The sequence below is a fragment of the Microcoleus sp. Pol8_D6 genome, assembly GCF_036700965.1.
Lineage (GTDB): Bacteria > Cyanobacteriota > Cyanobacteriia > Cyanobacteriales > Microcoleaceae > Microcoleus.
This window is the reverse complement of record NZ_JAUBPW010000030.1, coordinates 13,946-25,943: the sequence shown is the minus strand read 5'-3', so window position 1 is coordinate 25,943 and position 11,998 is coordinate 13,946. Positions and strand designations below refer to the sequence as shown.

10 protein-coding genes and 1 pseudogene are annotated in these 11,998 nt (G+C 45.4%); 4 read left to right on the top strand and 7 right to left on the bottom strand.

Going from position 1 to position 11,998, the window contains the following annotated elements:
- Positions 1-197 precede the first annotated feature (197 nt).
- Complete coding sequence (locus tag QUA10_RS14185; protein WP_333080384.1) at positions 198-1,256, top strand: transposase; 1,059 nt, start codon at positions 198-200, stop codon at positions 1,254-1,256.
- A gap of 348 nt (positions 1,257-1,604) precedes the next feature.
- A complete protein-coding gene (locus tag QUA10_RS14180) occupies positions 1,605-5,150 on the top strand; it encodes an EAL domain-containing protein (protein WP_333080385.1) in 3,546 nt (1,181 codons plus the stop codon).
- Between the two features lie 43 nt (positions 5,151-5,193).
- On the opposite strand, the pseudogene QUA10_RS14175 reads toward QUA10_RS14180, so the two are convergent.
- From QUA10_RS14175 to QUA10_RS14155, 5 genes and pseudogenes are all read right to left on the bottom strand, one after another.
- Positions 5,194-5,424, bottom strand: a pseudogene (locus QUA10_RS14175) (four helix bundle protein); the annotation flags it as partial.
- Positions 5,425-5,758: 334 nt separating this feature from the next.
- A complete protein-coding gene (gene ilvN / locus QUA10_RS14170; protein ID WP_041622928.1) occupies positions 5,759-6,277 on the bottom strand; it encodes an acetolactate synthase small subunit in 519 nt (172 codons plus the stop codon).
- A 351-nt stretch (positions 6,278-6,628) separates the two neighbouring features.
- Complete coding sequence (locus QUA10_RS14165) at positions 6,629-7,441, bottom strand: carbon-nitrogen hydrolase family protein (RefSeq protein ID WP_333080387.1); 813 nt, start codon at positions 7,439-7,441, stop codon at positions 6,629-6,631.
- Between the two features lie 251 nt (positions 7,442-7,692).
- Positions 7,693-7,821 carry a photosystem I reaction center subunit IX gene (gene psaJ, locus QUA10_RS14160; protein ID WP_015174876.1) on the bottom strand — a complete coding sequence of 43 codons (129 nt, stop codon included), beginning with the start codon at positions 7,819-7,821 and terminating at the stop codon, positions 7,693-7,695.
- A gap of 117 nt (positions 7,822-7,938) precedes the next feature.
- Positions 7,939-8,427, bottom strand: coding sequence for a Photosystem I reaction center subunit III (locus QUA10_RS14155; protein WP_333080390.1), 489 nt, complete (start codon positions 8,425-8,427; stop codon positions 7,939-7,941).
- 330 nt (positions 8,428-8,757) lie between these two features.
- On the opposite strand from QUA10_RS14155, the gene tsaD reads away from it, so the two are divergent.
- Together tsaD and QUA10_RS14145 are read left to right on the top strand one after the other, a co-directional pair.
- Positions 8,758-9,831 carry a tRNA (adenosine(37)-N6)-threonylcarbamoyltransferase complex transferase subunit TsaD gene (tsaD, locus tag QUA10_RS14150; protein WP_333080392.1) on the top strand — a complete coding sequence of 358 codons (1,074 nt, stop codon included), beginning with the start codon at positions 8,758-8,760 and terminating at the stop codon, positions 9,829-9,831.
- Positions 9,832-9,877: 46 nt separating this feature from the next.
- A complete protein-coding gene (locus QUA10_RS14145) occupies positions 9,878-10,366 on the top strand; it encodes an N-acetyltransferase family protein (RefSeq protein ID WP_333080394.1) in 489 nt (162 codons plus the stop codon).
- A 298-nt stretch (positions 10,367-10,664) separates the two neighbouring features.
- Here QUA10_RS14145 and QUA10_RS14140 read toward each other — a convergent pair whose 3' ends face one another.
- Together QUA10_RS14140 and QUA10_RS14135 are read right to left on the bottom strand one after the other, a co-directional pair.
- Positions 10,665-11,405 (bottom strand): HAD family hydrolase, encoded by a 741-nt coding sequence (locus QUA10_RS14140; protein ID WP_333080396.1) that lies wholly within the window; start codon positions 11,403-11,405, stop codon positions 10,665-10,667.
- A 201-nt stretch (positions 11,406-11,606) separates the two neighbouring features.
- Entirely contained in the window at positions 11,607-11,987 is a 381-nt protein-coding gene (locus QUA10_RS14135; protein ID WP_333080398.1) for an endonuclease domain-containing protein, read from the bottom strand.
- Between the last annotated feature and the right edge of the window lie 11 nt (positions 11,988-11,998).

Here is an 11,998-nt window from a genome sequence, read left to right as displayed (position 1 = left end):
TGGGTGTTACACTAGATCAGATAATCCCTAGACTTTATTGTATATTGCTTACCAAAGCAACAAAAAACTTTTCGTTTATCCCCAAATTTATGATTGTTGTTGAAAGGCATTACATAGATCGTCAGCATCAGTTTTATAAACAGTTTGATGATTTATCATTTATGTCAAAAGAAAATCTACAATCATGGTAAACATTTATGATAAAACACTTTTTCAGTTCGGGATATAAAGTTGGTGGAACTAAAATTATCAGACAGTTGTTTGCCATCTTAAAACCTAGAGACTGCTCTCAATCATTCACTGCTAAAATTAGAAACAAAGGTCTCAAACAAGTTATTCACGATTGGGAGGATTGCCAAAATTCAAGAATAGCTTATGACCCAGATATCCCTCGATTTTCATTCCTACCCAGCATCCCCCAATACCAACATAAAATCTGTACGCGTAACTTGTTCAGTTCTGATAACCAATCCATAAAAAAAAGGGGTATAAACCCCAATCAGGGACTACTTCATTTATCTCAAAGTGACATAATTTTTTATACAAAATCCCAAAATGTCATCAAGGTAAGCGTAGTTCCTGCAACAGCGCTCTACTTTTTTGAGGTTGCTAATCAAAAGCCTGTAACGTTGGTGGATTTAAATTACCACCTCAGAGCAGGTATAGATTTAGGGATTGATCACTTCGTCGCTTTGGCATCTAATAAGCCAACATTTACTCCAACTATTTATGCTAAAAAACATCTCAAATCAATTAATCAAGGTTTCAATCAACGCAGAGCATTTTTACTGTCAAATAATGACCAGGAAAAATCTACCACGCGCCAAATCCAGCAAATCACATTTAATCGAAACAAGCCTTTAGAAAACTACCTTCATCAGACCAGCAGTTTGATTATCAAGCGGTTGGAGGATGAGAAAATAATCCAGTTAATTATTGGCACAAATGTGAGGAATAAACAGAATATAAAATTACCAAAAAAGCATCATGCTTTTGGCGTAATTCCTCATAGCCAGCCCATAAAATTTATTACTTACAAAACTGAGTTAGTCGGTATCAAGGTAATATTGACACAAGCATATTATACAAATAAGTGCAGATTTGGGGATTTAGAGCCTGTCGGTAAGCAAGAGTCTTACCAGGGTAAGATCGGTAAACGCGAGTGGTTTCGGTCTTGGAATGAAAGTCGAATTAATGCTGATGTGAATGCAGCGTTAAATATAATTAGAAAAGTAAACGTAAACTCACCCCCTTAGAGGAGTGCCACAATCGTATATAGCGGTTCTCAAAAAAGTGAGGTATGCCCTATGCCCTATGCCCTATGCCCACGGAGGCCTATGCCCTATGCCCATGAGTACCTCATCTTTCTGAGAAAGGCTATATATGTGTTTAAAATTTCACCTGTACGGGTTCAGCCTGTACGAAAAAAACCACAAAGAGTTCGGCAGTGTCAAATATTGCCAGGTTTTTTGGGAACTGTTAACTCTCTTGTCGCCTTCACGGCGATCTGACCTTGTATTCGTTACCCATCCGTGACGATACTTAGTTATTTTTAAATAGATTGGCTTCAGATAACTACAACAATTGTCGAGCGGTGCTAATCGATGTTCGATCTAGATTTATTTTTTTACTTTGAGATTCTTGCATATCTTCTGGGATTATTGGCGACTTTAGCCGTGGTGTCGGCGATTTATCTCAAGTGTCAGCGAAGGCCATCTAGTCTACCGCTAGCCGACGAGCAACGGCAGTTGGCAGAATTAAAACCCGACGATTTATCTGGGAGATTGAAAATGCGGAAAAACTTTTTGATTTGCCCGAACTCAAATCGGTGGCCGGCAACTGACAGTTTCTTGGGTAAAGTTTTAGGTATTGGGCACGCTGTATTCTTGGCTAAGCAACAGCGCCTAACTGTGAATTCTTCGCCTATTGTGGGGCCTGGAACCTGCAAAACCCTAAGTCTGAGCATTTCGGGTTCGATGGGGGAAAATCCCGATCGCCCGAATGCCGAGAATCCTCCCAAAGTTAATGCTTTCGCGCAATTAGAGGAAGATTTGCTGGGCGAAATCCTAGCAGGTACTGATTCGCCGGGGGGAGCAGAATTCTTTGATGCCTTAGTTTGCCACTTAGCCTCAGCACTCGGAGTTCGCACCGCCGTCGTTGCCAAATCGATTAAGTCGAAGCCACGCACCGATGCTGCTGCCGATAGATTGCAAGTTATTAGTTTTTGGAGCGACGGACAGCAGCAGCCAAACTTTGAGTGCGACACCGCCAATACTCCCGAAGCGCGGGTGCTGGAGGGGGGAATGTATTCCTGTCCTGACTACCTCTGGGAAACTTTTCCAGAAGACCGCAGACCGGTAGTAACAGGTGCGCGCAGTTTCCTGGGAGTCTTGCTGAAAAACTCTTACGGCGAACCTTTAGGTATTATCTGTATTTTCCACGATCGCCCCCTGGTGGAAGCACATCTTGCCAAATTCCGATTAATTCTCAGCATCTTTGCCGGACGGGCCGCCGCCGAATTAGAGCGGCAACGCCTAGAAGCAGCACTGTCCACTGTAGAAGCGAAATACTGCGCCCTGGTAGAACAAATGCCGGCTGTCACCTACATTTCTCCCCTCAACCGCACGGCTGCCAAACTTTACATCAGCCCGCAAATCGAGACTTTTCTAGGTTATTCTGTAGCTGAATGGAGAGCCGATCCCGACCTGTGGCTGAAACTCGTTCACCCAGAAGACCGTGACCGCGTGTTAGTTGAAAACGCTACACAGAAATTCACCGATGGAGAAGATATCTTCTGCGAGGGGTCGCTGGTTTCAGAATACCGCGCGATCGCCCGCAACGGTCGAGTAGTCTGGTTCCGCGATCAAGCGACCGCAGTTCGCGATGAAGCAAGCAAATCTGTCATCCTTCAAGGCGCCATGTTTGATATCACCGAGACTAAAGTAGCTGCCAGCGCACTGCTAGAAAGTGAATACCGCTATTACACCTTGGCAAAAATACTGCCGGTCGGGATTTTCCGCGCCGACGCTGCTGGAGATTGCTTGTACGTCAATGAGCGATTTTTGGAGATGGCGGGACTGACTGCACCAAAGGCACTAGGCGAAGGTTGGGCGCAAAGTTTGCATCCCGAAGACCGCGATCGTGTTTTGAGCCAGTGGTATCGCGCTGTCACAGATAAGTTGCCCTGTAAGTTAGAGTACCGTTTTTGCAACGGTGACTTCACAACCTGGGTATTTTGGCAAGCAGTGCCAGAAATGACGAAAAGCGGTGAAGTTCTAGGCTATCTCGGCACGTTGACCGATATCAGCGATCGCAAGCAGGCAGAATTCGCGCTGCAACAGGCGGAAGAGAAATACCGCAGTATCTTTGAAAATGCGATCGAAGGCATTTTCCAGATAACGCCTGACGGGCGCTACCTCAGCGCTAACCCTGCTTTGGCGAGAATTTACGGCTACTCCTCGGCTGCCGAATTGATCGCGAACATACGCAACATCGACCGCCAACTTTACCTCGATCCCAACCGCCGCGTCGAGTTTTTGCGTGCGATCGAAAAACAAGGTTTTGTGTCTGAGTTCGAGTCTCAAGTTTACCGCGCTGACGGCACTACTATCTGGGTTTCCGAGAACGGCCGGGCAGTTCGCGACCCTGACGGAAATTTACTTTACTACGAAGGCACTGTCGAAGATATTACCCTCCGCAAAATAGCAGAAGATAAGTTGGTACACGATGCTTTGCACGATATGCTAACCGGTTTGCCCAACCGAGCTTTATTTATGGATCGCTTGGGGCACGCGATCAATCTTTCAAAACGCCGCCCCGAAATTTTGTTTGCGGTGCTGTTTATCGATCTTGATCGCTTTAAGGTTGTTAACGATAGTTTGGGGCATTTAGTGGGCGATCGGTTGCTAATCGCGATCGCGCAGCGCCTGGGAATCTGTTTGCGTGCTGGAGATACTGTTGCGCGTCTTGGCGGCGACGAGTTCGCTATTTTGCTGGAAAATATCAAAAGCACCGAGGATGCGATCCAGATTGCCGAACGAGTGCAAGCGGAACTGGCAGAGCCTTTTTACCTTAACGAATATCAAGTTTTTACCAGTGCTAGCATTGGAATTGTTTGTTCTGGTTTGCCTCGGTATTCAAGGGAAACCAGCAAACTGTCGAGTCCCGAACATCTGGGAAATATCGATCGGGAAACTTCTTTGTCTTGCTTATCTTCCGACTCTCCTGTTCCCAATGTCCCGTTCCCCATGTTGTACGATCGACCTGAAGAACTGCTCCGAGATGCAGATGCTGCCATGTATCATGCTAAGGGATTGGGCAAAGCTCGCCACGAAGTTTTTGACTTAAGTATGCACACTCGCGCCGTCGCCCTTTTGCAACTGGAAAACGACCTGCGACGCGCTTTAGACTCCCAAGAATTTCAGCTTTACTATCAGCCCATCGTCTCTCTAGTTACTGGTAGAATCAGCGGTTTTGAAGCGCTGCTGCGGTGGTATCACCCGCAGCGGGGTGTCGTAGCTCCTGGCGAGTTTATTTTAGTAGCAGAAGAAACTAGATTGATTATACCTATTGGCTGGTGGATGATGCGATCGGCTTGCCATCAGATCCACCAGTGGCACCAAAAATTCCCAGAAAATCCGCCGTTGACTGTCAGCGTCAACCTTTCTAACCAACAATTTAAACAACCGGATTTAATCGATCGCATTCGCGAAATTTTACAAGAAACTCAGCTTGACCCCCGCACTTTAAAGGTAGAAATTACTGAAGGCGTCATCATGGAGAATGCCGAATCAGCAGTCGCTATCCTCGCGGAATTGAAAAATTTAGAGATTCAATTATATATTGACGATTTCGGCACTGGCTATTCTTCTTTGAGCCGCCTGCACACTTTTCCAACGGATGCTTTAAAAATCGATCGAGCTTTTGTCAGCCGCATGACTGAAGATGAAGGCAACGAAGCGATTGTACAGACTATTTTAATTTTAGCCAGTCATTTAGGTATGGATGTAATTGCTGAAGGAATCGAAACCAGCGAACAGCTTAATTTACTCAGAGCGCTGCAATGCGAATACGGACAAGGATACTTTTTCTCAAAGCCTATAGACAGCATCGCAGCCACATTTTTGATAGAAAGTCAACCTAAATGGTAATTTGACTGTTGACGGTTGACTGTTGACTGTTAACAGTTGACTGTTAACCTTTGGCTTTTTGTTTTAGTGAGTTAAGATAAGCATTAAGTTTTGGTGAAAGTTCATTTAATAAGGGAAGCAGGCGATCGCTCTGTTCTTGGGTTAAAAGATTTCGAGCGTAGGCAAGTCTTAACCAGTGTCTTGTTTCGTTTAAGGAGCCTCTGGCAATTTTAACAAAACGCTGATTATCTTGGCAGCTATAGCGTCCCTGTCCTTCTGCAAGATTAGCACCAACACTATCAGCCGATCACACTATTTGTTTGCCCATCGTATCCTTCGTAAACTCGTCCCATTTTTTAACCATAAACCATATTTCGTTTGATATTTTTTCAGCTAATTGATAAACTTGTAGCTGTTGAAAGCTTTCCCTATTACCTTCTTTAAATAATTAATAGCCAACAATTAATTAAGGACCAATACAAGTCAAAAGTCAACAGTCCAAAGTCAACCACATTGCCCTGAGCGAAGTCGAAGGGTCAACCGTGAACCGTCAACAGTCAACAGTCAACCGTGAACCGTGAACCGTGAACCGTCAACAGTCAACAGTCAACCGTGAACCGTCAACTTCCTTAAACTTTCGCTTCCAAAGATTTGAGAAACTCAGTATTTACCCCCGACTCGCGCGTCAGGGCAATTTTCCCAGTACGAGCAATTTCCTTAATCCCAAATCTATTCAGAACCTGGACGATCGCCACCATTTTACCGGGATCTCCCACAACTTCCAATGTCAGCGTATCATCACCAATATCCACCACTCGCGCTCTAAAAATTTGAGCTAACTCAATGATCTCCGATCGCGTCCCGCTAGCAGCATTAACTTTCAGCAACATCAACTCCCGTTCCACACAGGGAATTTCCGTTATATCCTGAACTTTAAGCACGTTAATCAACTTGTACAGTTGCTTTGTCAACTGTTCGATAATTTGGTCATCTCCGGGTACAACCATCGTAATCCGAGACACTCCCCCTTGTTCCGCCGGGCCAACGGCCAGACTTTCAATATTAAAACCCCGACGGGCAAATAAACCAGCAATTCGAGTGAGGACACCCGCTTCATCTTCAACTAAAACCGAAAGAGTGTGTTTCATTTCTCCAAAAAGACGCATTTCGTGCAATTCTACTTTCGCTAATTCGCCTTTTAGCAGAAGTGCACGCCCATTGAACCTGCCTTAGACATTTTATCGCGAGTTATTGGCCGTTCATCTGCAGGAAAAAACAATATCATTAAGCTGTCGGGGCCAGAGTCAGTTCCGATCGACAATATCACTCATAGATCAGCGTAAATCCGCCCCCACCCGCTTATTGTTGTCGATCGCACGCACATGATCTAACTAATTGTGTGTACGAACCGACACAATTACTTGATCGAATAAAAACTTTTCACGTCGGTTGGCCCAGTAGGACTGAGATTTTGAGACCCAATGGGTCTCAAAATTCCTTCACAGAAAAACCCGGTGTTGCAGAGATGGCATCTGGCGGCGGACTTGTTCTAGTCGATCGGGATTAATTTCTGCAATTGCCACACCCGGTTCGTCTCCAGCATCCGCCAAAACCACACCCCAAGGGTCTACAATCATCGCGTGACCGTGAGTTTGACGGCGGCCGTAGTGGCGGCCAGTTTGTGCGGGGGCAATCATATAACAAGTATTCTCGATCGCCCTAGCTTGCAACAAAACCTTCCAGTGATCCTTGCCAGTGTAAGCAGTAAACGCCGCCGGCACGAACAAAATATCAGCCCCCTTGTACGACAAATGCCTGTACACTTCCGGGAACCGCACGTCATAGCACACCGAAAGTCCCAGCGTCCCCAACTCCGGCGACACATAAACCGGTGGCAAATCTTCACCAGCTTTCACAGTGTTCGATTCCCTGTAAGTAATACCGTCTGGCACATTCACATCGAACAAATGTACTTTTCTGTACCTTGCCACTTCAGTGCCGTTTGGGTCTACCAGCAAACAAGTATTGTATACCTTCCCCCCCTCCGTCGGCACTGGAAATCCGCCGCCCAGAATCGTTACCTGGAATCGCTGGGCCATCGTTTTGAGGAATTTTTCGCTTTGGATCCCGATCGCCTCTGAAGAAGCAATCTTTTCCTCCTCTTCTCCCATAAACGAGAAATTTTCTGGTAAGGAAACTAACTCCGCACCCCGACGCACTGCCAGGTCGATTAATTCCTCTGCCTGAACCAAATTTTTTTGCAGGTCAGGCAAGCTAGTCATTTGAATTGCTGCGGCGAGATAAGACTTCATCGATTCACAATATTAGTCATTAGTCATTAATCATTAATCATTAGCCATTAGTCATTAGTCATTGGGAACTAATTTGATAACTAAATAGTTTAGATCCTTGGTTTTCACCCATTTAGGTGCTGGTTTTCTACTCAATGCTCCGGTTTGAGAGTTTTGATATTTGAGCTTTGACATAACTTGATAAATCACCGCTCCAACTTCAAAACTCTCAACTTTTTTTCTAGGTTTAGGAACCTAAATCCACTGATTTTTTATGGCATCGGATGGAAAAGCAAGTCTGGGAAAAAACGGTTGAATTCAATTAAAATTCCCGCCGTTATCACCATCCAAGCTGCTGCCAATACTGGTGCGGTCGAAAGATACTTCAGAAAGTATTGCATGAATACTGCTCCTCAAAAGTCGAGACAACTTAAATTATGCGAACTGATTTTAGATTATGGATTTTAGGCTGGGAATTTGTAAACCAACTAAAATCTAAAATCTAAAATCCCAAATTGCTAGCGCGGCGAAACAGTAATTTCGTCGTCCTTCGCAAACATTTCACCAGTGGTGATTTCTTTGAGAGCTGCTAGAGGCCACAAAAAGCCACTCAGCATCAATGGGACTGCCTTTGGAACATCGATAATAATCTCTTTTTCCTCAGGAGAGCCAGATTTTTTGGCTGCTTGCAGATAAGCACGGCCTACCCAACCAATCCAGCCAGCAATATACAAGAACAGCACGCTGGGAATCAAAAAGTCTCCGGCTTTGCTCAAATTGCCGTCTACGATTAAGTGCGGGTATCCTTCCGGGCCGCACATAGCTTGAGAATAGCGATCGAATCTTGCTTTAGCAGATGCGGGGTCGCCATTCGTAGAACGGGCATTTTTAGCCAGTTCCTTGAATTCGGGAGAGTCCTTGCACGGCACTAAATTGTAAGCCGAAGCAACTGGAGCAAAACTGATCCAGACACTCAACACTAAAATTGCAGCAAACAATCGTCGCATGGAATTGTTTCCTTTTGTTACAAAACAATAAGTTTTTGTACAAGCATTTCAACTTGCCGATCTGGAATCCAGATTACCGTGTTTGTTGACAGTGTAAAGTATCCATCATTGATGCTGCAAATCCCAATAGAATGAGGGATTAGCGTTTTCATAGGTCAATGCTGAGCTAGCAATACCGCGAGGATATTCCTTCTTTGCATCAGATGATGACCTTACCTGTCGATCGGGCAAAAATCCCTTAACAATAACCTGAGTACAGGTAGAGCGGGGGACTTGCGCCGAATTAGTTAAGCTAGCAATAACTAACCTATCAAATAAAATTACCAGTTAATGGCAACCATTTTCGCGATCGAAACAAGTTGTGACGAAACAGCAGCAGCGATTGTTAAGAATCGTCAAGTTTGCAGCAATGTTGTAGCATCACAAATTAAAATCCACGAGCAGTTTGGCGGGGTAGTGCCGGAAGTGGCTTCGCGAAGTCACCTAGAAATGCTCAATCAGGTAATTGCCCAGTGTCTCGGTGAAGCAAACCTGAGTTGGTCAGAAATTGACGGCATTGCAGCGACTTGTGCCCCCGGTTTAGTAGGTGCATTGTTAGTCGGGCTGACAGCGGCGAAAAGCTTGGCAATAGTCCATCAAAAACCTTTTTTAGGCGTCCACCACCTCGAAGGGCACATCTACGCTTCTTACCTTACCGAACCCGACTTGCAGCCACCGTTTTTGTGTTTGTTAGTTTCCGGGGGACACACTAGCTTTATTTATGTCAAAGATTGTGGCGTTTATGAAACAGTAGGACACACACGCGACGACGCCGCCGGCGAAGCTTTTGATAAAGTTGCGAGACTGTTGCAGCTAGGATATCCCGGCGGGCCGCTGATTGACAAATTGGCTGCCCTTGGCAATCCCCAAGCATACCCTCTACCAGAAGGCAGAATTTCCTTGCCTGGTGGCGGCTATCATCCCTACGACAGTAGTTTTAGTGGCTTGAAAACCGCAGTTTTGCAATTAGTACAGAAACTCAAGAAACAAAATAACGATGTGGGTGAGGAAGGAATCTTGCCTGCCTCTACAATTAATGATATTGCGGCCAGCTTTCAGGAAACAGTAGCCAAGGGTTTAACAAAAAGAGCGATCGACTGCGCCGTAAATTTCGGGCTTACCACTATTGTAGTCGGTGGGGGAGTTGCAGCAAACAGCGGACTCCGAAAAAATTTACAAGCAGCAGCAGCAAAACACAACTTGCGAGTATTGTTTCCGCCATTAAAATATTGTACAGACAACGCCGCAATGATTGGCTGTGCCGCGGCAGAACACTTGCAGCGAGGACACACATCGCCGCTGACTTTGGGAGCAAATTCAAGAATGGGTGTCAGCGATATTATGGAACTGTACAAGAGTCATTAGTTATTAGTCATTAGTTAACAGTCAACAGTCAACAGTCAACCCAACGATGAAAATTCGCGACGCAGAAGAAAGCGATTTGCCAGCAATTGTCGAAATATATAACGCAGCAATACCAGGCAGAATCGCCACAGCAGATTTAAAACCAGTCTCAGTCGAAAGCCGCCTTCCGTGGTACAGAGAACACTCCCCCAATTCCTGGCCGATTTGGGTAATGGAATCAGAACAAAATATTGTTGGCTGGCTGAGTTTTCAGATTTTCTACGGACGCGCTGCCTATCAGCATACAGCAGAAGTTAGCATCTACGTTGCATCCGATCGCCAACGTTGCGGAATCGGACAAAAATTATTGCAATCGGCAATTGTGCGGAGTCCAGAATTGCAGCTTAAAACTCTCATAGGAATAATTTTTGCTCACAATCAGCCGAGTGTAAGATTGTTTGAGAAATTTGGCTTTCAGCGGTGGGGATATCTGCCACAAGTTGCGGAACTTGACGGCGTTGAAAGAGATGTCGTAATTCTGGGTTTGCGTTGTTAGCTGTAGGGACACCGCAATGCTTTTTATCGTGTTAACTTAAGATTAAAAACCTTTGTATCTCTCGCTTATAGCCGAGGCCAGATCCCCCTAAATCCCCCTTAATAAGGGGGACTTTGAATGCTCTTTCTTATCCGCCCTTCTTAATGCGGGGGGACGAAATAGAAGACTCTTCCCCGTAAAAAATGGAGACTTTGAACACTCTTGTCCCCCCCTTCTTAAGGGGGGTTAGGGGGGATCTGGACTCAGCTACAAGCGAGATTTTCCCAAGCAAAATCTGCCCAGGCGATGTGATGTTTGCTCAATCTGCTAAAATTGTAATTTCATCCAAAGATGCGATCGCCACATCAGCATTTTCCAAATGACTAACCTCGGCCTTTCCCCAACAAATGCCGATACAGCCAGCCGCGCCCGCATTTTTACCCATCTGAATATCGCCCGCTGAATCTCCCACCATCAAAGTTGCTGCGGGATTTACTCCGAGTTTCTCACAAGCTTGCAAAAACAATTTCGGGTCTGGTTTATGAACCGTTGAATCCACTCCCATTTCTAACTGAATGTAGTCACCTAATGCGTGGTGTTTCACAAATTTCTGCACAACCTCCGTCGTAGCCGCCGAAAGAATTCCCAGTTTTAAACCCGCTTCCGAAAGATATTTCAGCACCTCCAAACTGCCGACAAATAAAGGAGAAACAGCACTATTTTTAAACATTTCGTCCGCTTCGTCAAAAGCGCGGCGCGCAATAGTTAAAGATTCCAGCCATCCCCGGCCGGTTTCCGCAATGTATCCCGCCGCTACAATCTCATTTTCCCTACGACTACCGACTGCTAGCAAGCCCGTGGGGTCGATGCTGCCGCTTTCGATGCCGAAAGCCATTTGTAAAGGCTCTCCCACCCCCGGAATTTGAGCGTCTGCGAGGCGCGCTCGCTTCATCCCCAAAAGCCTCAAAAATTCTTGAGAATCCTCTAGAGTGCCGTCTTTGTCAAAGATTACGGCTTGGATATTCGAGAAGGTAATGCCCCGACATTTAATAGTTACCAAGAATCTGAACTCCGTAATTTTTATAGTTTTTTTGTATGGTCTCATATTGTGCTATTTCTAGCAATTGTTTTTAGCGCAACATAACTCTCTGGTCCCCCCCTTATTAAGGGGGGCTAGGGGGGATCTGGCCTTAACTATTACGAGATGCCCCATCGCACTCTTGTTCCCCCCTTATTAAAAGGGGTTAGGGGGGATCTGGCGCTAAGAATGACGAGCGCACGCACCCAACAACTCCTGACAAACTCCCTCAAAACACTGCAACACATCAACATTCGTAAACCTGACAACTTGCAGTCCATACCCCTCGAAAATCCCTGTTCTTTCCGCATCATATTGTTTCCCCTGTTCGGTAAAATGACTCTCGCCATCAACCTCAATTACCAATCTTAAAGCAGCACAATAAAAATCTACAATAAAATTGTCGATCGGTCGCTGTCTCAAAACTCGAAAAGGGAAATTTCTCAGAAAATCTTCCCAAAGTTTCTTTTCGGCTGGAGTTGAATTTTTCCGAAGTTCCTTAGCGATAGGGATGAGTTTTGGGTTGTAAGGTAGGTGGAAATTGGAGTCGTTTAATTTGGTCATAATCCTCCTAA